The sequence below is a fragment of the Aquirufa sp. Wall-65K1 genome (assembly GCF_054558475.1).
Window position 1 is genome coordinate 226,038 of record NZ_JBPXKD010000002.1, and the last position, 23,079, is coordinate 249,116.

Here is a 23,079-nt window from a genome sequence, read left to right on the forward strand (position 1 = left end):
TTTGAATGATTTCAACAAGTAAAAAGAAGTACCTATTAGTTTTAGGAAGGGAGGCATTGGATCGAGATAGTTTTTTGTATCAACAACTATTGAACGATTTACAATTACATGGATTCGAAGTCAAATTTGATCCGATGGACCGCATTCGCTTTGCCTTTATGAGGAGATTGGGAACTAAGAATCTGTTGGTAAATCATTTCCTTCTTCCTTTTTTTCGCGCATTATACGTGGTGATAATACAGAGGCAGCTAATTGATTTCCTTAGGTTTGCTCTTGGTCGTATTTCAAGTCTTGAATTTAGGACCAGGGTGGTGGCTCGTTACATTGAAGCAAACCAAGCAAATACATCTCATTTAGTTGTTTTAGCCAGGTCAGCCGGCTCACTCGTGATTAGTCGATTAGCCAATCAACTAGCAGTAGATGATATTATTTGTTTGGGATACCCATTTAAGCACCCGGATGAGATTGACGAGTCATTTAGAGTAACCCATTTAGCTGAATTAGAGAAGCCAATGCTGATTTTTCAGGGACTAAGGGATCCTTACGGTGGGAGGGAAGTAGTAGAAAATTATGCTCTTTCACCACAAATTAAGGTAGCTTTTGTAGATGTGGATCACGATTTCAACTTGAACCAAGCTGATTTAAAGCGGGTAAAGTCAGAGATAGAAAAGGTATTATTAAAAAGTTCTTGAACTTCAATTTCTATGAAAAATATTGAGATCGTGTAGGGATTTATGGAAGGAACCCGAAATGATTTTTTGCGATAAGTTTGGGTCAAGAGAAGCAAAGCATTTGCTCAATAAGGGTATCCTACAAGCTAGCCAAATACTCCTTAGGCAATAAACCTGTTCTGTTTTTCACATTCGTGATGAATGAAGTCCTAGATCCAAATCCAATGGCCTGACCAATATGTTCAATCGTGTAATTGTCAAATTGGGGGTCATTTTCCTTTAAATAAGTTAAATGGTTTATTCTAGCATCATTGATATATTCACTAAAATTCTTTCCAAATTCCTGATTAATCACCGGTGAAATTAAGTAGGAAGGGATATTGATTTCTTTAGATAAATCAGTGATGGTATAGCCAATTTTAGTGAAAGGATGCTTTTTATTAAAATGCTGGTTGATGGAATCTAAGATTCGTTTACCTCGATACACACTAATGAATTGATCATTTTCCAATTCCTCTAATTCGGTATGTTCTTTTAAGAAACGAACGGGTTTGTCTACTTGAATCCAACCAATCATTCCGTAGAGAATTTTTGGTTGGGTGAGAAGGTAAAAACAGATTAATAGGATTTCAATCAATATGACAATAATGGTTAGTTCTCCAGCTAAAATACTGGATTGGCCTTCAGAAATCCCTGCTTTTACTTGTGTAATAGTATAAGCATACACGATGCATGAGCCAACAAAAAGGAATAAAACGAGCGCCCAAAGGAATCTATAAATGTGGATATTTCTTTTAATGATATCTTTTCCGTGTAAGATTTTTTTTCTCCATTGTAACAGAATAAGTAAAGACCAAGTTAAAAAAAACAATAAGATAGATACTCGAAAAATGGCAATCCAACCCGTAGGGAGCCATCCATCTGGTTCCAAAATATAGGCATGGTTATATTTCAATGTCTTTAATACAAAATCTGATTTTTCTTGATGCGACAAGAAATAAAATGGAAGTCTATTTAGAAGGTATAATACCATAGGTAAAAATACCCACAGGTCTTTTTTAAGAAATCTGAAGTGCTGTCGTAATACGTATTTGATGTATAAATAGGTAAAAGGGCCTATGCATAATGGAGCAAAGGCATGTATACGATATAATTCAGGGAATTCTACATAGATGGAGGTTAAGGGAAGTAAATTTCCTAGGGCTGTTATTACTAAACTTAACATTAAACCCGATAAGATTTTAGAGCTAATGGAAGGAATAGTTTGCCCCCAAAAAAGTAAATAACTCACAACCAAGCCTATGGTTGAAATGATTAAGTTGGCTGTAATAAAAGTTAATTGGTTCAAAGCTATAAATATTACAAATCAATATTGGCTTAACTTCTCGGTGTCAAAGTTTTGCGACTTTCAATTGATACATTTATAGAACCTAAATAGATTTAAAAAAATCTAGTATACTTGGTTGATTTTCATTCAATTAGAATACATTTTGAATGAAAATTTATATGATTATATGCTACAAAAATAATAATAAATTTAGAATTTAAAAGGCATTCAAGCGGTCTGTATACTTGTCTGCTGCTTAATCAATAGTTATTTTGGTTTTTGAAATATGATATTTTAAGGTCTAGAACGTGTAAGAGGGCTGCGGAGAATGCAATTTAAAATTGGATTTACTCTGTCAATTTTATCCCTGATTTGATTCTCAAAAAAAGTCCTTCAGCCATAAAACTAAAGGACTTTAAGTAATACTGTGTTCTATTCTTTTCCTTTAATTACTTTTTCAAGTATTAAAGGATCGTAAAGCTAGCTATCAAACAACAAATCAAAAAAGACTTGCCGTTCATTTTCTTTGATTGTGAACATGTTACATTTTGATTAAAAATTAATCGATAACTTGTTGACCATTAGATAATTGATTCATTTTTTAATTTGAAGTTTCAAGATATAAATTGAAATTTACTGAAATCTAAATTTAGATTTTTCAATTTACATTTTAAGATTGTTTCTTTAGGTATGTTAATCTTTGGAAAGATTCTGAGTTCTATAATTTTAAATTTTATATCAACGTTTAGTGGGGCGACCTATTTGAATTAATTTAAAATAATATAGATTTTGAGTGATTTTGTGTTTTTTTCCATAACCTTGGGTATCTCCGTACTTGGTTTTACAGTTTGTTTCATTCTGTTTTTTGGGCAATCGGTACCTTCTTTGAGTTCTAAACTTTTAGCTGGATTAATATTATCCCTTGTTTTAACTTCCTTAGGAAATGTTATCCCATATACTAAGTTAAATTTAGAATATCCAAATACATTTAAAATTTATTCATGGGCTCCTTTTTGTATCGGACCATTTGCATATTTATATGTAAAATCTGTGCTTCATCAATATATTAGGTTACCCCGTAAGGTCTTATTGTTGTTTATTCCTGCGGTACTATATGTTTTGAATAGAATTCCATTTTATCTACTCACTTTTGAAGAAAAGAAGCAGTTTGTTTTAAGTACATTGTTAGATGAATCTCTATATATTTTAGAGCCTGAAGGCTTATTGCCAATAAAATGGGCTCCAGTAATCCGATTTTTCTTTCTCATAATTTTTTCGATCATGACCTTGATTGAATTAATAAACTCGAGAGATAAAATTTTTAATCCTAGTATTCTTGACGAGAGGAATAAGAAAATCTATAATTTTCATTGGGTAATTATTACGATATTGTTTTTTGGTGTAATAGCAGCTATTTGGGGAGGTTTGATTCAATTGAAACATGACAACCACGCAAGTAGAGTGACACTAATATGTATTTGGGTTGAAATTTTAGTAATTAGTATTTACTTATTTATTCAACCTAAAATTCTTTATGGATTGGCTGGTTGGGTACAAATTAAAAATCCAATAAGAAGCATACAAGATTTGGGTGAAATCGAAGAAGAGGATGAGGAAATACCGCATGTTAGTATTCACAAAGGAAGAGATATTTGGTTAACAATATCCAAGCACTTCCAAAATAATCATCCATATACAAAGAAAGGATATACGATAAATGAACTTTCTGAAGAAATAAATATTCCCATGTATTTAATTTCAGCTGTAATCAATCAGGAATCGGGTAAGAATTTCAGTGAATTCATTAATGATGCAAGAATTAATTATTTAAAAATCCTAAAGGAAAATAATCCAAATTTCAGTAATTATTCGATTGAATATATTGGTAATTCCATTGGATTTGCTTCTAGGACATCCTTTGTAGCGGCGGTTAAAAAAAGGACTGGAATGGTTCCAAAAGATTATTTGGCTCAATTGTAAGTTATTGACTTGTTGCTTATTTTCGATTCTAGACCACCTTTCATAAATTTTATTTGACCATGGGTGGTTTTGTAGCCCCGGCAGGAATCGAGTCGGACGCGACCCCGGCCTCATCTTAGGTAGCGGAAACCTACAAAATTACAAAATGGGTGTTCTGCTACACAAATCTGCTACATAAGTTCCCATTTCACTCCAAATAAATAAGGACATCTCTTTGTGAAATGTCCTTTTTTTTTGACCATGGGTCGTTTTGTAGCCCCGGCAGGAATCGAGTCGAACGCGACCCCGGCCTCATCTTAGGTACCGGAAACCTACGCGATTACAAAATGGGTGTTCTGCTACACAAATCTGCTACACAAGTTCCCATTTCACTCCAAATAAATAAGGACATCTCTTTGTGAAATGTCCTTTTTTATTTGACCACGGGTCGTTTTGTAGCCCCGGCAGGAATCGAGTCGAACGCGACCCCGGCCTCATCTTAGGTACCGGAAACCTACGCGACTACAAAATGGGTGTTCTGCTACACAAATCTGCTACACAAGTTCCCATTTCACTTCAAATAAAAAAGGACATCTCTTTCTGAAATGTCCTTTTTTGTTGACCATGGGTCATTTTGTGACTCCGGAAGGAATCGAACCTTCATATTAGGTACCGGAAACCTACATTCTATCCATTGAACTACGGAGCCAAGGGGTCAAAATTACGAAAACTTCTCCAACTGTTTGACAAGCACTCCGAAATCTTTTGGATAGGGAGCTTCAACGGTAATCGGACTTCCATCCAACAAATTGAAACTTAAACTATGTGCATGCAATGCCACTCGACGAATCAAGGGAAGTTCCTCTGTGTCTTGTTTGAGATGAAATTTCTTTTTTAATTCCGATAAATAAATATCCTTCCCACCATACATGGTATCTGCCACTATCGGGGCTTTCAAGCAGGCTAGGTGAATGCGAATTTGGTGCATACGACCGGTGATCGGCATACATTCCACCAAAGTATAATTCTTGTAAACGCGTAAGGTTTGAAACCAAGTTTCCGCATGTTTACCTTTCGCTCGGTCAATGACCACGATACCATCCTTTAAAGGAAGTATGGGTAAATTGACTAACATGCCATCCCAATCGTGCATGCCTTCCACTACGGCATGGTAGCGTTTGGCTGTTTCACGATGTTCAAATTGCATCGAAATATGTCGATACGCTTCTGGGTTTTTGGCAATGACCAAGGCTCCTGAAGTTTCTTTATCTAAGCGATGTCCAACTTGTGCATCGTCCGAATAAGCCTTAGCTAGTCGTAAGATGTTGGGAGCATAAACATCTTTTCGTTCATCTAAAGTAGAGATGCCAGAAGGTTTATTGATGACAAAAAAATCGCTGTTTTCGAAAAGGATAGCGTCCTCTATTTTCCATTTCATAGACAAATTTAGTTTGGCAGGCTAATTTTTCCTAAACTTAGCCAAGGGGAATCCCCTAATCTTCTATGACTAGCAACTTGATCATCCATGAAAGTCTCATTGGCTAGTAAGGCAAAAAGGACAGCTTCTTTGGCTTCTGAAGCTATGCCTAAGTGATCACTTTCTGTAACCTTCATTTGGGGGTTGATTTTAGCCAATCTTTCCATCAATAATGGATTTTTACTTCCTCCGCCACTCACAATTAATTGGCATGATTTATCCTCAATACCTGGAATATAAGATTGCATGGCATTGGAAATACTTTGGGCGGTAAATTCAGTTAAAGTTCTTAAGGTATCCACGGGAGTCAAGGAATATCCGTTTTCTTGGATGACTTGATTCAAAAGATCTATATTAAAATATTCTGGACCTGTACTTTTTGGGAAAGATTCTTGGAAAAAAGCGAGGTTTAATAAAGAATCCAATAAAGGAATATGTAATATGCCTTGGCGGGCTAACCTAGCATCTTTGTCATAATGAAAACCTGGAAAATGTTGCCTAACATAGGCATCCAATAAAGTATTTCCTGGCCCAGTATCCGTAACTAAGATGTCTTTAGGGTCTTGGCTGGCCGACAAATAAGTGAAATTTCCAATTCCTCCAATATTCAGCAGTATTCGATGTTCTCCCTTTTTTGAAAATAAAAAATAGTCTCCATACACTGCCAAGGGGGCACCTTCGCCACCTCCCGCCACATGTTTTTGTCGGAAATCGGATAAGGTTATAATACCAGTTAAATGGGCAATGTGGTCACCATCACCTATTTGTAAGGTGGAGTCAGGTAATTGACCCGTGCGCATGGGACGATGCATGACCGTTTGTCCATGCGAGGCGATGGCATCCACATCTTGGGGATTAATTCCCCAGGTACTTAGACTTTGTAAAATATATTGAGCGTGCAATCGGCCAATTTGTGCATGCAAAGTAGATAAACTAGGAAAATGGATTTGATCTTTGGCAAATACCTCCCGAATGGAATTTTTAATCTCCTCTGAATAGGCTAAAGTCTGATGATGCACCACTTCCACCTGGGTATGTAAGCCAAATCCACTAAACCGACAAAGTGCTAAATCTAAACCATCTAGGGAAGTTCCAGACATTAAACCTAAAATCATCCGACTAGGTTTTTGGGAAATCTGATACAGCTGTGCGATTTGTGGATTCAATTTGATGCTTGCTTTTTGTTGGTTATAAGTTGCTGGTTGTTGATTGTTGGTTGTTGATTATTGGTTGTTAGTGACTCTTAGATTTGACAACTTTTCAAAAGTTGTCAAATCTCAAATCTCAAATCTCAAATCTGAAACGAAGGTACAAAAAAAGCGACTTTCTGGATGATATTAATTATCTATCAATCGATAATTTATTGATAATTCCACCTCCTGATTTTGTATATTTGTATCATTTTTTAAACAATTTGACATTCATGGCTTTAGATGTAATTATTGTTGGTGGAGGAATCGTTGGTTTAGCTACAGCGCAGCGTTTATTGGAAGCAAAACCTGAACTAAAAATCGCCCTTTTTGAAAAGGAAAATATGGTATCTCTGCACCAGACAGGGAATAATTCAGGGGTAATTCACTCCGGATTGTACTATAAACCCGGTTCATTAAAAGCCAAAAATTGCATTGAAGGTTATCATCAGTTAATTGAATTTTGTGAACAAAATTCGATACCATTCGAATTAACGGGAAAGATTGTTGTGGCAAGTACCCATGAACAAAGAAGTCAATTAGAGAATTTATATCAAAGAGGTCAGCAAAATGGATTGGAAGGTTTAAAAAAGCTTTCCTTGGCCGAAATGCAAGAACACGAACCTTATGTAACGGGTGTAGAGGGGATGTGGGTTCCTCAAACAGGTATTGTCGATTACCGCGTTGTTGCCGCCAAATTAGCCGAAAAAATCCAACAAGCAGGTTGTGAAATTCATTTGAGTGAACGGGTTATCGGTATCACCAAAGGTATTAGTTACTCGATTGTCGAAACAGTAAAAGGTGTTTATGAAGCTAAATTGATTATCAATTGTGCTGGATTGTACTCAGACGAAGTGGCCCAATTATCGCAAAGAGAACCTTTAGATGTGCGTATTGTTCCCTTCCGAGGCGAATATTTTAAGCTAAGAAAAGATAAAGAATATTTAGTAAAAAATCTGATTTACCCGGTTCCTGATCCTAATTTCCCCTTTTTGGGCGTGCACTTTACGCGCATGATGCGGGGTGGCGTGGAGGCCGGTCCGAATGCCGTTTTGGCCTTTAAAAAGGAAGGTTACAAGAAATTGGGAGTGGATTTCAAAGAGCTTTGGAATACCCTTACTTGGCCAGGTTTTCAAAAAGTGGCTACTAAATACTGGGAGACGGGTTTAGGAGAAATGTATCGAAGCTTTTCTAAAGAAGCATTTACCAAGGCTTTGCAAGTATTAATTCCTGAAATTCAAGAGCAAGACTTAGTAGAAGGTGGAGCGGGTGTTCGGGCTCAAGCTTGTGATCGTAATGGAGGTCTGTTAGATGATTTTTCCATTATTGAAGATGCCAAAATCATCAATATTTTAAATGCACCAAGTCCTGCCGCGACCTCTTCCTTATCCATTGGCAAAACAGTTGCGGGTATGGCATTGACCAGATTTTAAATTTAAATGGGCGTAAGGAACCCAATTCGCTTGAAATTGTTCAAGTATTTTACCTTCACCATTAGACGTAATCCATGAAATTATTATTTACTTATTTAAGTCATTACCGCTGGCGTGTGGTGGGAGCCTTGGCCCTCGCTGCAACTAACCAGATTTTCTCCTTGATGGATCCCTATATTTTTAGGAAAATCATCGATGATGTAGCCGCGGTATATCGTTCGAATACCCATACGATGGATCAATTCATACAGGCTATTTGGCCTTTGGCATTGGCTTCCGTAGGTGTGGCATTTGTTTCTCGCGTGGCCAAAAATTTCCAGGATTATGTCATCAATACAGTAACTCAAAAAGTAGGAGCAAATCTATACTCCGATGGTATTCGTCACTCATTGGAGTTACCTTATGAAACATTCGAAGATCAGCGCTCAGGTGAAACCCTAGGTAAGCTTCAAAAGGTGCGGATAGATGTGGAGAAATTAATTACGGTAGGAATTAATATCCTTTTTCAATCAGTCATTGCCCTCATTTTTATTTCTGTCTATGCCTTTTCGGTTCATTGGATGATATTGCCCTTATTTTTGGTGACGGGTCCCTTGATCGCTTTTGTTTCTTCAGTCTTGAGTAGAAAAATTAAGACCATTCAGATTCAAATTGTCAAGGAATCAACGGCATTGGCGGGTTCTACCACTGAGTCCTTACGTAATATTGAATTGGTTAAATCCCTAGGATTGGCAGATCAGGAAATTCGACATTTAAATGCAACTACAGAAAAAATACTGTTGTTGGAGCTTAAGAAAGTACGTTATGTGCGTTCCATGGCTTTTGTTCAAGGTACTTGTGTGAATTTATTGCGTATGTTGATGGTAGTGGTTTTGATTTATTTGATATATCAAGGTCAAATTACCATAGGTCAATTCTACTCCTTAAATATTTATTCTTTCTTCTTGTTCAATCCATTGCAAGAGATTGGAAATGTAGTTAATACCTACCGGGAGGCAGAGGTTTCCTTGCAGAATTTTGAGCAAATCTTGAATATACCCGTGGAGAAAAAACCGGATAATCCTAAAGCAATCTCCTCCATTCAAACGTTACAATTTGACCAGGTAAGCTTCCAGCATCAATCAGCCAATTCGGAGGCCTTGAACAATATCAGTTTTGATGTCAAAGGTGGTGAAACCATCGCCTTTGTGGGACCATCTGGAGCAGGTAAATCAACTTTAGTTAAATTATTGGTAGGTTTATATCGTCCAAAGAAAGGCAAAGTCTTTTATAATGGAGAAGAGGGCGAACAAATTGATTTTGATCAACTAAGAAAGAAAATTGGATTTGTGACTCAGGATACTCAATTATTCTCAGGTTCCATTCGTGAAAATTTATTGTTTGTAAATCCGAATGCTTCCGATGCCCAATGTTTAGAGGTATTGGAAAAAGCGGCCTGTCAAACCCTGTTGGCCCGTGCAGATAAAGGTTTAGATACCTTAATAGGTGAGGGTGGAGTTAAGGTTTCGGGAGGGGAAAAACAACGATTAAGTATAGCTAGGGCCTTATTGCGTGATCCTAATTTATTGGTTTTTGACGAGGCAACCTCGGCTTTAGATTCTTTGACGGAAGAGGAAATTTCAGAGACCATACGAGCTATATCTCAGGAGGCTGAGCACTTAACAATTTTGATTGCACACCGTTTATCGACCATTATGCATGCTACCCGAATTTACGTTTTGGAAAAGGGGCGTATTGTAGAGCAAGGTTCGCATGAACAGTTAATTGAAAGTAAAGGTTTGTACTATGCGATGTGGCGTCAGCAAGTTGGAGAAAATAAATCTGACCAAAGCTTGTAAGAAACCTTTAAAAAATTTTGCAATTCCTTGATTACCCATACATTATTTGGGAAACTTTTGTTTCGAACAAATAGGATTGCGTATATTTGTTGTTTGAAAAAATTTCATACCAAAAGACTATGTCATTAAATAAGTTTTCCAAAACTCTTACTCAAGAGATTACAAATCCTGCAGCTAAGGCGATGTTATATGGAATCGGATTAAGTTCTGAGGACATGCAAAAAGCACAAATTGGAATTGCTAGTACAGGTTACGAAGGTAACCCTTGCAATATGCATTTAAATGGATTGTCGGTTCATGTGAAAAAGGGAATTCAAGAGAACGGCATGGTGGGTTTGATTTTTCATACTATCGGTGTATCAGATGGAATGACTAATGGAAATGATGGTATGAGTTATTCTTTGCCATCTCGTGACATCATAGCCGATTCCATTGAGAATGTGGTAGGTGCGCAATGGTATGATGGCGTGATAGCTGTGGTTGGTTGTGATAAGAATATGCCGGGAGCCATGATGGCCTTGGCACGTTTAAACCGCCCAGGCATGTTGGTTTATGGTGGAACCATTAAATCGGGTTTATACAAAGGTGAGAAATTAGATATAGTATCGGCATTTGAAGCTTTGGGTAAGAAATTTGCTGGAAGTATTTCAGATGAAGATTATGAAGGAGTGATTCGTAATTCCATCCCTGGACCAGGGGCTTGTGGTGGAATGTATACTGCCAATACTATGGCCTCATCCATGGAAGCCATGGGTTTGGTACTGCCTAATTCATCTACTTACCCGGCCACTCATGAAGGTAAAAAGGAAGAATGCTTAGCAATAGGTGCCGCGATGAAAGTATTATTGGAGAAAAATATTTGTCCAAGAGATATCATGACTCGCCATGCCTTTGAGAATGCGATGACAGTAGTTATGGCATTAGGAGGGTCAACCAATGCCGTATTACATTATTTAGCGATAGCTCATTCTGCGGGTATTCAATTTACCTTGAAAGATATTCAAGATATTTCTGACCGCACTCCATTATTGGCTGATTTAAAGCCTTCTGGAAAGTATTACATGGAAGATGTCTTGGCAATCGGAGGAATGCCAGCTATTTTGAAGTACTTGTGGAAAGAAGGGTATATTCATGGGGAGTGTTTGACTGTAACCGGAAAAACCATGGCTGAGAATTTAGCCGAAGCTCCAGATTTGAATTTTGAAACTCAAAAAATTATATATCCAGTAGCTACCCCAATAAAAGCAACCGGTCACTTACAAATATTATATGGTAATTTAGCTACTGAAGGGGCTGTAGCTAAAATTACAGGAAAAGAAGGCGAGCGATTCGAAGGAACAGCTAAAGTATGTGAGTCCGAGGAAGAAGTGATAGAATTTATCTCCAAAGGAGAAATTAAACCAGGTCATGTGGTAGTTATCAGAAATGAAGGGCCAAAAGGTGGACCAGGTATGCCTGAAATGTTAAAACCAACTTCCGCATTGATGGGAGCTGGTTTAGGAAATAGTGTGGCGATGATTACCGATGGACGATTCTCAGGAGGAACACACGGTTTTGTCGTAGGTCACGTAACACCAGAAGCGCAAGAAGGAGGTAATATTGGTTTGGTGAAGGATGGGGATAAAATCACCATCGATGCCGTGGATAATCGCATTATCTTACATGTATCTGATGAAGAATTGGCAGAGCGTCGGAAGTTATGGAAACCTATGGTTTCAAAGCATACTTCTGGTGTTTTAAGAAAATACATCAAAAATGTATCTTCCGCCAGCTTGGGTTGTGTCACTGATTTGTAAAAAATGACCAATTCAATTTTTTTCTAGATGTGTATGACTTAAATTAGTCGGACCGTTTAAATGAAACAAAATAAAGATCTGTTAATATCATGGGAAAAACCCAATTAGAAACTACTCAACCTACATCAACTCAATCCTCAAATATTAAAACTGGGGCTCAAGCGGTTATGCAATCGTTGGTTGAGCAGGGGGTGAGTACCATTTTCGGATATCCAGGTGGTGCAATTATGCCTACCTATGATGCCTTATTTGATTATCGAGATCAATTAAAGCATATTTTAGTTCGCCATGAACAAGGCGCTGGACATGCAGCTCAGGGTTATGCCCGTATGCTGAATAAAGCAGGTGTTTGCCTAGTTACTTCAGGTCCGGGAGCTACCAACTTAATTACGCCTATTGCTGATGCCATGTTGGATTCTACACCTATGGTTTGCATTGTAGGACAAGTGAGAGCCAATTTATTGGGGACAGATGCTTTTCAGGAATGTGATGTCATTGGAATGTCCATGCCAATAACTAAATGGAACTACCAGATTGTAGATCCAAACGAGATACCAGAAATTATTGCGAAAGCATTTTACATTGCGGAGAGCGGAAGACCTGGACCCGTTTTAATTGAAATAACTCGTTCTGCGCAAGCAGAAAAGATGACAATTCCTTTTCAATACAAGAAATGTGAATCGATTATATCTTACAAGCCTAGGTTAGAGCCCAAAGTAGAGCATGTGGAGGCCGCAGCCAAATTGATTAATGGAGCTAAGCGCCCTTACATTTTGGCAGGTCATGGGGTTTTAATTGCGCAGGCAGAAAATGAATTAAAGGAATTTGTGGAAAAAACAGGTATTCCTGTAGCAACAACCTTATTGGGTATGTCAGCCATGGATGCTGACCATCCGCTTTTTGTAGGTTGGCCAGGCATGCATGGAAATTATGGAGCCAATGTTTTAACCAATTCTTGCGATGTGTTGATTGCCATTGGTATGCGTTTTGACGACCGTATTACTGGTGATTTGAGTACCTATGCCAAACAGGCTAAGGTAGTGCACATTGAGGTTGACCCAAGTGAAATTGATAAGAATGTGAAGGCAGATGCACCTGTAGTAGGTGATGCCAAAGCCGCTTTAAAAGCCTTATTACCTTTAGTTAAAAAGGCTGAACATACCGAGTGGAGAGCTGAGTTCCAGAAGTATGATGATGAGGAATATGAAAAGATTACCAAGAAAGATCTTTATCATGAAGGTAATCAAATCAAAATGGGTGAAGCGGTAGCTTTATTGTCAGATAAGACCAAAGGGGAGGCTGTTGTGGTAACAGATGTGGGACAGCACCAGATGATTACCAATCGTTATTACCGTTTCAAAAAACATAACTCTATCGTAACGAGTGGTGGTGCGGGAACCATGGGCTTTGCTCTTCCTGCCGCTTTTGGAGCTAAAGTGGCGGTACCAGATCGTGAGGTTGTTGCCGTGATTGGCGACGGTGGTTTTCAAATGACTTTACAGGAGTTAGGAACCATTACTCAAAGTGGTTTACCGGTAAAGATTATTATTTTGAATAATAACTTTTTAGGTATGGTTCGTCAATGGCAATCCATGTTCTTTGATAATCGTTATTCATTTGTTGAATTACAAAACCCCGACTTCATTACCATTGCCAAGGGTTTTGGAATAGATGGACATACCGTGAGTGATCGAAATAATTTAGGGGAGTCAATAGACACATTATTGAATTCTAAAAAGCCTTATTTATTAGAAATTATTTGTGAAAAAGAAGAGAATGTGTTCCCTATGGTACCTGCAGGTGCATGTGTAACCAAAGTAATGCTTGAGTAGAAATTATATGTTGACAACTTACACTATATCGGTATTTACCACCAACACGATTGGACTTTTGAATCGTATCACCATCATATTTACCCGCAGAAGGTTAAATATTGAATGTTTGACGGTTTCAGAGACTGAACGTAAAGGGGTATCTCGTTTTACCATTGTGATTCGCAATGAGAACCGGGAGATCGTAGAGAAATTGGTACGTCAAATTCGTAAGATTACGGATGTATTGGCGGTTTTTGGCTATTTGGATGATGAAATTGTATTCAATGAAATTGCATTATTTAAGATAGCTACACCTTTAGGTTCCCCCGCTTTGGACGTTAAAACCATTAATTTGGATTGGAATGCCAAAGTGGTGCATTGGGGTTTAGAATATGTGGTGGTGGAAAAAAACGGTTCAGAGGAAGAAATCAATGAATTCTATGCCTATTTAAAGCAATGGGAAATATTGGAATACATTAAATCTGGACGAGTGGCAGTAGGCAAGACCGAAAAAGGCCTGGTGGAATATTTGCCAGAAGGAGATTGGGAAATTGTATAAAATTGAAAGTATAATAGATTAGAAAAGAATATAAATTAAACAAAAACGAAAATGGCAAAGATTAATTTCGGTGGGGTTGTTGAAGATGTAGTAACAAGAGAAGAGTTTCCATTAGAGAAAGCTAGACAAGTATTGGCTGATCAAACAATCGCAGTAATTGGTTATGGAGTACAAGGTCCAGGTCAAGCATTGAACATGAAAGACAATGGTTTGAATGTGATTGTGGGTCAACGTAAAGGAAAGACTTATGACAAAGCTGTTGCTGACGGCTGGGTTCCAGGTGTTAACTTATTTGAAATTGAGGAAGCACTTCAAAAAGGAACGATTATCTGTTATTTACTTTCAGATGCGGCTCAAATTGAAATGTGGCCTACAGTGAAGAAATATTTGACTGCAGGTAAGTCATTGTACTTCTCTCACGGATTCGGTATTACCTACAAGGAGAAAACAGGGATTATTCCTCCAGCAGACGTAGACGTATTCTTAGCTGCTCCAAAAGGTTCAGGTACATCTTTACGTCGTTTATTCGTAGAAGGTAAAGGTTTGAATTCATCTTTTGCTGTTTATCAGGATGCTTCTGGAAAAGCTCGCGAGAAATGTATCGCTATGGCTATTGGGGTAGGTTCTGGTTATTTATTTGAAACAGATTTCTACAAAGAAGTAACTTCTGACTTAACAGGTGAGCGTGGTACTTTGATGGGAGCCATCCAAGGTATTTTTGCTGCTCAATATGAAGTATTACGTGAGAATGGTCACTCACCTTCAGAGGCTTTCAATGAAACAGTTGAAGAATTAACTCAATCATTGATGCCATTAGTGGCTGAGAATGGAATGGATTGGATGTATGCCAACTGTTCTACTACTGCACAACGCGGAGCTTTAGATTGGTGGAGACCTTTCAAGGATGCTACTAAACCAGTATTCGAAAAATTATATAATTCAGTAAAGACTCAAGCGGAGGCTACTCGTTCAATTGATTTGAACTCTCAGCCAGACTACCGTGTGAAATTAGAAGCTGAATTAACAGAGTTACGTGAATCAGAAATGTGGAGAGCAGGTGCTGCTGTACGTAGCCTTCGTCCTGAGCGTAGCTAGTTTATCGCTTATTTGAAAAAAAGGGGCAATTTATTGCCCCTTTTTTTATGGGTAAAAAATAAAATAACGCTCATTTTTTTTAACGCTGTCAAGGTTTCAAACCTTGACAGCGTTGAGCGTTTAACGATTTTCAAAACTTTTTTATTGTCTAATTTCAATCAAGTTATTGATATTATCTCCCTTAAAATTAAGTCTAATTGTTCCTCCAATAGGTTGGAGTTGAGCCTGCCGGCATTTTATTACATAAAAATTGATTTTATTTAATAAAATTTTATTCTAGACTTACGTGTGTAAAAGGATTTTTCGTCTAATAATTTCATATAAAAAAGTTTATTATACTTTATAATTCTATTTATTCTGGTTTTTGTGGATTTTTAATCTAAAATCCGAAAGTTTGAGGACTATTCTTTTTTGGTAAATAATGTAATTAAAGCTAGTTTTGCCAACTAATTAACAGAAACAAATCTATGAATAATCGTATACAGATTTTTGATACAACTTTACGCGATGGAGAACAAGTACCCGGTTGTCAGTTAAACCGTGAGGAAAAAATTGAAGTTGCGAAAGAACTCGAAAAATTAGGTGTCGATATCATCGAGGCTGGTTTCCCTATTTCTTCTCCTGGTGATTTTGCATCTGTTAAAGCTATTGCTGAGGTAATTACGGAAGCTACGGTTTGTGGTTTGACTCGAGCAAAAAAAGAAGATATAGATGCTGCTGCAGAAGCTTTGAAGCCGGCACGTAAACCTCGTATTCATACGGGAATTGGCGCCTCTGATGTTCACATCAAGCATAAATTCAATTCAACTCGTGAAAAAATTATTGAGCAAGCTATTTGGGCGGTACAATATGCCAAATCCTATGTAGAGGACGTCGAGTTTTTCGCAGAAGACGCTGGCCGGGCTGATTTACCTTTTTTAGCTCAACTTACACAAGCAGTCATAAAAGCGGGTGCTACGGTAGTAAATTTGCCAGATACTACAGGTTATTTATTGCCACATCAAATGCACCACCGAATTTCTTACCTTTTTGAGCATGTAGATAACATTCACCAAGCAACCATTTCCATGCACAATCACAATGATTTAGGTTTGGCAACAGCGAATACCATTGCAGGAATTCAGGCAGGTGCTCGTCAAGTGGAGGTAACCATTAACGGAATTGGTGAGAGAGCAGGAAATACCTCATTGGAAGAGGTGGCTATGATTTTAAATGTACACAAGGACCTAGGATTTACGACAGGTATTAATCCTAAGTATTTATATCCCATTAGTAATTTAGTTTCCAATTTAATGGGCATGCCGGTTCAAGCGAATAAAGCGGTAGTTGGTGCCAATGCCTTTGCCCATTCCTCTGGAATTCACCAAGATGGTTTCTTGAAACATGCACAGAATTACGAGATTATGAATCCTGAAGATGTAGGCGTGCCATCTTCTGCCATCTTATTGACTTCACGTTCTGGCCGTGCTGCCTTACGTCACCGATTACAATTACTAGGTTTTGAATTAGAAAAATCAGAGTTAGATAAATTATACACACGTTTCCTATTGATGGCCGACGAGCGTAAAATGATTCATGATGAAGATTTGAAAGAACTAGTTGGTTAATGCATGTTGGGTGCGGTAGCACTGCTCACCAAGTTGATGCCCGCCTCATGTAAACAATGTAAAATATTTAAATTGATCTCTTGTTTCACGTTTTGGAATTTCCCAAAATCACTTGTTTGAACAAAATAAGTCACAGAGATATCTAAAGAATAGGTACCAAAGCCCTCAAATATTATTTTGGGGGCTTTTTTCTTGCATAGAGGTTCTGATATTATTATTTGCTCTATTTGCGGAAGCACAGTTTGTATCTGCTCAGGCTTGCTCTGAAGCGAGCATGATAAAGTATATTTTGCCCTTCTGAATTGCCGCTCACTCATATTTTCCAATGACTGCGAAGTTAACAAGCGGTTAGGGATCATGATTAGATTACCATCCAAGGCCCTCAATCGCGTACTTCTAAATCCGATTTTTTCAACATCCCCTGAGATGCTTCCTACTTGGATGCTATCACCTACCACAAAAGGCAAATCCAAGAAAATGGTGAAGGATGCGAATAGATTTTCTAAGGTTTCTCTGGCAGCTAAGGCTAAGGCTAATCCCCCTAATCCTAATCCTGTTATGAGTGCCATCACATCTACTTGGAATACCCTTCCCAACAAGACAAATCCAGATCCTGCAATAATAAACACCATGCCTAGGTCGTTCAGGAAGGGAATGAATTGTTGTTTCGACTTCTGCTCAACACCCTGCCACTTTTGTTGTGCAATCAAAATGATGACTTTCAACATCCGAACTATTAACCAAGTAAAAGTGATAATGACCGCCGTTTCAAATGCTTTTTGTAATAAAAAAAGCAAGCCAAATTTCTCTACAGAATTAAAATGCCAGCTACTCGGCACATGTAAATATTGAATGCTGAAATAGAGAAAAATCCAGAATAATAAAAGCTCAACGGGCTTTCTCAATAATTGGATACAATCTTGAACTTGAATAAACTGATTTGGTAAAAATCGAAAGATGATTTTTGAAAAGGAATTAGAGAAGAACCTTCTCAGTACCAAGCCAATAATCAATATCCCAACAAAAAATAATATATCCTCCGCCGAATTTTCCAATAAATACCAATTAGCCAATGCTTCTCTCATCTGAATTATCAATTTTGCCCCCAAATATAGAGAATAACTTAGTCGAATGTGAAAAAAAAGTACGACCTTTGCAGACTTACAGGCTAAGCTGTATGGTAAATTATTTTATGATTCTTCGTCCTTTGTTTATCCAAATTTCTACATTGAAAACAAGTTACGGCTTGTTTTTAGCACTTAGCTTATTAATTAGTGCCTTTGGTAGCTTTCAGTCTTCAGCTCAAACTATCTTGAATTCACCATTATCCTACATAGGAATGGGGGAGCTGGATGAGGGTGGAAGTCCAACCAATGCCATGATGGGAGGCCTAGGTGTTTCCAATTCCAATGGTATCTATACCAACATGCTTAACCCTGCACTTTTAGCAAGAAACCGATATACGGTATTTGAGGTGGGCGCAAGATTAGAACTTAAAGAATTACAGGATACTCGTCAACGCCAACAAATTTTTGGAGGTAATTATCATTCCCTAAATTTAACCTTACCTATTACAAGTCGTTGGACAGCTTCCATCGGTTTTCGTCCACATTCTTCCGTAGAATATGCTACCCGATCTTTCCGTCGTTTGAATTTATTGGGTGTAGATAGTTTAATTTATAGCTATGACGGAAAAGGTGGAGTGACCAAGTTGACAATAAACAATGGCGTGAGGATTGGTAAAGAATTCTACCTAGGTTTAGGAATTGATTATTTATTTGGAACCGTAAATCGGAATGTTTCTACCCAGAATTTATCTGATGGACAATATTATAAGATACAATTAGAAAATCGTATTGATTATTCAGATTTCCTTTTTAGAGGTGGTTTGGCCTATAGGAAACAATTAAAAAATGATCTATACCTTAATCTTGGTACTTCTTTTGATATTAGCACTACCTTAAGTTCCAAACAATTGAAGCGCTTTGCCATTATGGATCTTTCAGGAATTACGACCATCAATGCCGATACCTTGAACAAATCCACACCATTTTCGCAAAATTTACCAGTGTCTCAGCACTTTGGAATTAGTCTTGAAAAGTTGGCAAAATGGATGATCGGAATTGATTATTCAAGAACAGATTGGACTAAAGTAGATAATAACTTAGGCCGTTCATCTAAACTACCGGTGAGTACTCGTTGGTCAATCGGTGGAGAATATACTCCCGATTTTGAAGCTATCTCTAATTATTTCAAAAGAACAACTTATCGGGCTGGATTCAGTTATGCCACTACTCCCTATGATTATCTAGGAAATGGTAAATATGCCGTTGATAAATATGTTAGCCTTGGAATATCTTTACCACTGAGAAATTTATCCTATTTGAATATCGCTTATCAAATTGGTAAACGTGGTGTACTTGCTGAGAATGGTTTAGAAGAGCAATACCAAAAAGTTACCATTGGCTTAACACTCAGTGACCTTTGGTTCCAAAAGGTGAAACTCAACTAATTTCCCTCATGCGCGATTTGAGAAATCTCTTTTTGCTGCTTGTTTTGTCGATTGTTTCTCTGGCTTGTCGGGAAGAGAAAACGGCCAAAAATCTCATTTATGTAGGTCCTAAATCTGAATTGTCCGACATCGATATGGTCTATTCAGATTCGGCTAGGACCGTAGTCCGAATGGTCACACCCTCTCAAATCACCTTATATTCGGAAGACCGAGTTTATCCTAAAGAAGTAAAGCTTTGGTTTTATGATAAAATGGGAAATGTTACCTCTCAAATCCGAGGGGATTCAGCCCATTTTTTTAAACAGAAAAATTCCTATAAACTTATGGGGAATGTTCAGATTTTTAATGTGCAACAAAATGAAACATTAAAGACGGAAGAATTTATCTGGTTGCCAGAAGAAAAGCGAGTATTTACCGAAAAGCCTGTTCAAATACGGACCAAGAAAGAGATTATTTATGGTGTAGGGATGGATGCCGCACAGGATTTCACCCATTATTCCTTACGTCATGTAACGAATTCGGTGCTGACGGTGGAAAGTCTGCCAACCGACTAAGGACAATTTTTTAGGGCCAAACGAGCACTATCCAAAGGAAATATTCGAGGATCATTCCCCCACTTATCCCGCAGGTAAGTGATAATCTCAGCCACATCCAATGCTTCCAATTTAGCATTTCCTGGCATGTAATTTTGATAAGGTTTTTGGTTTACTAAAATGGCCTCTTTTTGTCCATTCTTTATGATACAGGCAATTTGATTTGCATTTAATCTTTTCCAAAGATCTGTTTTAGCAAGAGGAGGATATAAATCTTTTAATCCCGATCCATCCTTCTGATGGCAATTTTCACAATGTTTCTCATACTGCATCATGCCTTCCACCACGTATTGTTGCCTAAAAATTTCCTCCTTACTTTGGCAGGAAGTTTGAGCAATACATACAGCTAAAATGGCCATCAAGCCTAAAAAAGAAGGTATTTGTTTCATTTATTTTTCTTTCAGTAATAATTCGATGTCCTCAATTAAATGGTTGACCTCCTGTTCCTTCGTTCCATCATAAATTCCGCGAACATGCTTTTGCTTATCTACTAAAATGAATGCACCACTATGAACAAATCCTCCCGCTTCATTTTTGTCCTCCTGTGCAGTCACCATAAAGCTTTTTTGTCCCAATTCATAAATCTTAGCCTTTGCCCCTGTGACCAAATTCCATTTCGGCGACTTGATATGTAATCTATCAGCATATGCTTTTAAGACATGGGGCTGATCAAAGTCTGGGTCAATACTAAACGATAATAAAGCTAATTGGTTTTCATTGGCGTATCGTTCATACAAACGCAGCATTTGCGTTTTCATTTTTGGGCAAATAGTTGGGCATGATGTGAAGAAAAAATCTGCCACATAAATTTTTCCCGCATAATCTCGATCACTGACCCAAGAAGAATCCTGATTTAAAAATTGAAAGGCGGGAATTTGCTGATAAAGGGTATCTACTTTTCCCTGTTTGATGATGGTCTCCTTATTTCCCAAAATGGGTAATGTTTTCTTTTCCTGGCAAGCGGCAAGTAGCACCCAGGAGAAGATTAATAGGTACCAAAATCTATTTTTTATATTGATTGGCGGCATTTAATGTGGAGTCGGTTAATGTTTCTACGCTCTTAAGTTTAGTAAATTGGTCATGGAGATAAATCATTTTTGCTTTGAAATCCATATTAGACAAAGAATCAATGGAATATTGATGCATCCAGTTCATCATTTCATTGTCAGCTTTATCCAAGGACTGAATAAGTTTTTTCACATGAACAGAATCTGGGCCTTTACTCATGCTGTCCAAACTAGTTTTTAATTGAATAATTTGCTCAGTTTTGGGCATAAGTTCATCATGCAATGTCATCACTGAATCATTTAATTCCTTGACTGCGGTTTCTTCCGATTGACTACAAGAAACAAGTAATCCTACTAGTAAAATTAGGCTAAATAATGGGATCGATTTCATATTGGCTTATCTAAATGGTATTGGTTTTCATTAATTTTCGAACATTTTCTTTTAAATCTTTGTAGCCGGATTGCCCGCCGATCATTTTAGCGATTTCATCAATTCTTTCTTCTCCAACTAAGGTTTTTATGCTGGAAACCGTTTTCTCCCCTTCATGATTTTTGTAAACAAACCAATGCGTTTGACCTGTTACAGCGATTTGAGGTAAATGGGTGATGGCAATCAACTGGTGCTTTTGACTCATTTGAGTGAGCATTTGGCCCATTTTAATGGCAATTTCTCCCGAAACCCCTGTGTCAATCTCATCAAGAATAAGCGTAGGTAATGCTCTTTTTTGTGCTAATAAATGCTTAATAGATAACATTAATCGACTTAATTCACCACCAGAAGCAATTTGTTTAAATGGCTTGGGAGCTAGCCCTTTATTAGCAGAAAAGAGTAATTGGATTTTATCTTGTCCTGTTTTAGATAATTTACCCGTTTGAATATCCCAGCCTAAACTTGCATTGGGCATGCCCAATTGTTGTAGGGAATTTAGTAATGTTTGTTCGATCGAATCCAAGCATTCTACTCTACTTTCATGTAGTTCAATGGCTTTTTCTAAAGCTAGATTTTCTGCCAATTGAAGCGCCTGGTTTGCATCGGCTAAGGCTTGATCAAGGTTTTCGTGCTGGGATAATTCCTCTTCCACTTCTTCCCGAAGAGCCATGAGCCTTTCCACATCTTTTGCCTGATATTTGACTAAAAGCCGATTTAATAAATCCAGTCTTTTTTGACACTTTTCCAATGCCACTGGATCTGATTGAAACGATTCAGCCTCAGCCTCTACTTCGGCAGATAGATCTTTTAATTCAATCCATAAGGATTGAATTCGTTGATTCCACTGATCAAATGACTGAGCCCACTTAGATAAACTTTGACTCAACTGGCGAGCTTGGCCAATTTGCTCCATGGCTGCTGTTTCCGATAAGCTCAGGTAATTTGCTAATTGAGCTAGCTTTTCTAAGATTTGTTCTGAATTTTGTAGTTTTTGTAATTGCTCGCTGAGTTGTTCATATTCCCCAGGTATCAGTTGGGCCTTATCTAATTCCTCCCATTGAAATTGAAGAAAATCAATCGCTTGATTGCCTTGTCGAGCCTTTTGAGCCAATTGCTCTTGATGATTTTGAGCTGCAAGAAAAGCCTTATAAGCTTTTTCGTAAGATGCTTTCAAAGGCTGATTTTGGGCAAAATCATCCACTAGTTCCAAGGCAAAATCTGGGTGCCCCATCCAACCATTATCTTGTTGAGAATGTATATCAACCAGCTCTTGCCCTATCCGTTTCATGCTTTCCAGTGTAACTGGGCTGTCATTGATAAAACTTCTAGACTTTCCTTGAGGATTTATTTCACGTCGAATGATGCAAGGATCTTCAAAATCAATATCCTCTTGTTGAAAAATTTCCTTTAAATGTGGGTAAGCAGCAACCGAGAATGTACCCTCAATGACACATTTTTTTTGATCATCATACAAACTTTTGCTGTCGACTCTTTGCCCCAAAAGCAGTGAAATAGCTCCTAATAGGATGGATTTACCTGCTCCTGTTTCGCCAGTTATCACAGTGAGACCCTCCGCCAGATGTAAATCAAGCTGGTCAATCAATGCATAATTTTGAACCTCTAAGTGCCTAAGCATGAATTTGAAATGGATTCTTAAATTTACATAAAATTATTTGTTGAAATATTTATTTACTTGCTCTTAAACCTTTTTAAATTAATTTATCAATAATTTGTACCTTTGGAAAAATTTTTCGCCTTAGAATAATTAAAC

At 37.6% G+C, this 23,079-nt stretch carries 19 protein-coding genes and 1 tRNA gene; 11 read left to right on the forward strand and 9 right to left on the reverse strand.

The features are described from left to right. Positions 1-5 precede the first annotated feature (5 nt). Positions 6-692, forward strand: a complete 687-nt coding sequence (locus tag ACST15_RS04260; protein WP_459453415.1) for an alpha/beta family hydrolase — start codon at positions 6-8, stop codon at positions 690-692. 118 nt (positions 693-810) lie between these two features. On the opposite strand, the gene ACST15_RS04265 is transcribed toward ACST15_RS04260, so the two are convergent. Continuing rightward, positions 811-2,019, reverse strand: coding sequence for a helix-turn-helix transcriptional regulator (locus tag ACST15_RS04265; RefSeq protein WP_459453416.1), 1,209 nt, complete (start codon positions 2,017-2,019; stop codon positions 811-813). A 768-nt stretch (positions 2,020-2,787) separates the two neighbouring features. Between ACST15_RS04265 and ACST15_RS04270 the strand changes: the two genes are divergently transcribed. Then, entirely contained in the window at positions 2,788-3,978 is a 1,191-nt protein-coding gene (locus ACST15_RS04270) for a helix-turn-helix domain-containing protein (protein WP_459453417.1), read from the forward strand. A 616-nt stretch (positions 3,979-4,594) separates the two neighbouring features. On the opposite strand, the gene ACST15_RS04275 is transcribed toward ACST15_RS04270, so the two are convergent. The 3 genes from ACST15_RS04275 to ACST15_RS04285 all read right to left on the reverse strand — a co-directional run bounded on the left by ACST15_RS04275 (position 4,595) and on the right by ACST15_RS04285 (position 6,600). Continuing rightward, a tRNA-Arg gene (locus ACST15_RS04275) sits at positions 4,595-4,666 on the reverse strand. Between the two features lie 12 nt (positions 4,667-4,678). Next, the gene (locus tag ACST15_RS04280; protein WP_459453418.1) at positions 4,679-5,395 is read right to left on the reverse strand and encodes an RluA family pseudouridine synthase; all 717 of its coding nucleotides are present in this window, start codon (positions 5,393-5,395) and stop codon (positions 4,679-4,681) included. An 8-nt stretch (positions 5,396-5,403) separates the two neighbouring features. Further along, positions 5,404-6,600: an anhydro-N-acetylmuramic acid kinase gene (locus ACST15_RS04285; protein ID WP_459453419.1), complete on the reverse strand. Its 1,197-nt coding sequence runs from the start codon at positions 6,598-6,600 to the stop codon at positions 5,404-5,406. Between the two features lie 257 nt (positions 6,601-6,857). Here ACST15_RS04285 and lhgO point away from each other — a divergent pair, with 257 nt between their 5' ends. The 7 genes from lhgO to ACST15_RS04320 all read left to right on the forward strand — a co-directional run bounded on the left by lhgO (position 6,858) and on the right by ACST15_RS04320 (position 16,766). Continuing rightward, the gene (gene lhgO / locus ACST15_RS04290; RefSeq protein ID WP_459453420.1) at positions 6,858-8,057 is read left to right on the forward strand and encodes an L-2-hydroxyglutarate oxidase; all 1,200 of its coding nucleotides are present in this window, start codon (positions 6,858-6,860) and stop codon (positions 8,055-8,057) included. 74 nt (positions 8,058-8,131) lie between these two features. Further along, positions 8,132-9,895 (forward strand): ABC transporter ATP-binding protein, encoded by a 1,764-nt coding sequence (locus tag ACST15_RS04295; RefSeq protein ID WP_459453421.1) that lies wholly within the window; start codon positions 8,132-8,134, stop codon positions 9,893-9,895. Between the two features lie 119 nt (positions 9,896-10,014). Beyond that, the gene (ilvD, locus tag ACST15_RS04300) at positions 10,015-11,691 is read left to right on the forward strand and encodes a dihydroxy-acid dehydratase (RefSeq protein WP_459453422.1); all 1,677 of its coding nucleotides are present in this window, start codon (positions 10,015-10,017) and stop codon (positions 11,689-11,691) included. 89 nt (positions 11,692-11,780) lie between these two features. After that, positions 11,781-13,523, forward strand: a complete 1,743-nt coding sequence (ilvB, locus tag ACST15_RS04305; protein WP_459453423.1) for a biosynthetic-type acetolactate synthase large subunit — start codon at positions 11,781-11,783, stop codon at positions 13,521-13,523. A 10-nt stretch (positions 13,524-13,533) separates the two neighbouring features. Continuing rightward, positions 13,534-14,064 carry an acetolactate synthase small subunit gene (gene ilvN / locus ACST15_RS04310; protein ID WP_459453646.1) on the forward strand — a complete coding sequence of 177 codons (531 nt, stop codon included), beginning with the start codon at positions 13,534-13,536 and terminating at the stop codon, positions 14,062-14,064. Positions 14,065-14,115: 51 nt separating this feature from the next. Then, on the forward strand, positions 14,116-15,159 hold the full coding sequence (ilvC, locus tag ACST15_RS04315) for a ketol-acid reductoisomerase (protein WP_459453424.1): 1,044 nt from the start codon (positions 14,116-14,118) through the stop codon (positions 15,157-15,159). Positions 15,160-15,626: 467 nt separating this feature from the next. Further along, complete coding sequence (locus tag ACST15_RS04320; RefSeq protein WP_459453425.1) at positions 15,627-16,766, forward strand: 2-isopropylmalate synthase; 1,140 nt, start codon at positions 15,627-15,629, stop codon at positions 16,764-16,766. Here the strand turns inward: ACST15_RS04320 and ACST15_RS04325 are convergent. Further along, complete coding sequence (locus ACST15_RS04325) at positions 16,763-17,851, reverse strand: mechanosensitive ion channel family protein (RefSeq protein ID WP_459453426.1); 1,089 nt, start codon at positions 17,849-17,851, stop codon at positions 16,763-16,765. The two genes, ACST15_RS04320 and ACST15_RS04325, sit on opposite strands and share 4 nt — an antisense overlap. A 143-nt stretch (positions 17,852-17,994) precedes the next feature. Between ACST15_RS04325 and ACST15_RS04330 the strand changes: the two genes are divergently transcribed. Both ACST15_RS04330 and lptC read left to right on the forward strand, forming a co-directional pair. Next, complete coding sequence (locus ACST15_RS04330; protein ID WP_459453427.1) at positions 17,995-19,278, forward strand: hypothetical protein; 1,284 nt, start codon at positions 17,995-17,997, stop codon at positions 19,276-19,278. 8 nt (positions 19,279-19,286) lie between these two features. After that, positions 19,287-19,832: an LPS export ABC transporter periplasmic protein LptC gene (gene lptC / locus ACST15_RS04335; protein ID WP_459453428.1), complete on the forward strand. Its 546-nt coding sequence runs from the start codon at positions 19,287-19,289 to the stop codon at positions 19,830-19,832. Here the strand turns inward: lptC and ACST15_RS04340 are convergent. From ACST15_RS04340 to recN, 4 genes are read right to left on the reverse strand one after another with little or no spacing between them, the layout of a single operon-like run. Further along, positions 19,829-20,260, reverse strand: coding sequence for a c-type cytochrome (locus ACST15_RS04340; RefSeq protein WP_459453429.1), 432 nt, complete (start codon positions 20,258-20,260; stop codon positions 19,829-19,831). The two genes, lptC and ACST15_RS04340, sit on opposite strands and share 4 nt — an antisense overlap. After that, on the reverse strand, positions 20,261-20,845 hold the full coding sequence (locus tag ACST15_RS04345) for an SCO family protein (protein ID WP_459453430.1): 585 nt from the start codon (positions 20,843-20,845) through the stop codon (positions 20,261-20,263). Between the two features lie 28 nt (positions 20,846-20,873). Continuing rightward, positions 20,874-21,269 carry a hypothetical protein gene (locus tag ACST15_RS04350; RefSeq protein ID WP_459453432.1) on the reverse strand — a complete coding sequence of 132 codons (396 nt, stop codon included), beginning with the start codon at positions 21,267-21,269 and terminating at the stop codon, positions 20,874-20,876. 10 nt (positions 21,270-21,279) lie between these two features. Then, positions 21,280-22,944 (reverse strand): DNA repair protein RecN, encoded by a 1,665-nt coding sequence (gene recN, locus ACST15_RS04355; protein WP_459453433.1) that lies wholly within the window; start codon positions 22,942-22,944, stop codon positions 21,280-21,282. Positions 22,945-23,079: the final 135 nt, after the last annotated feature.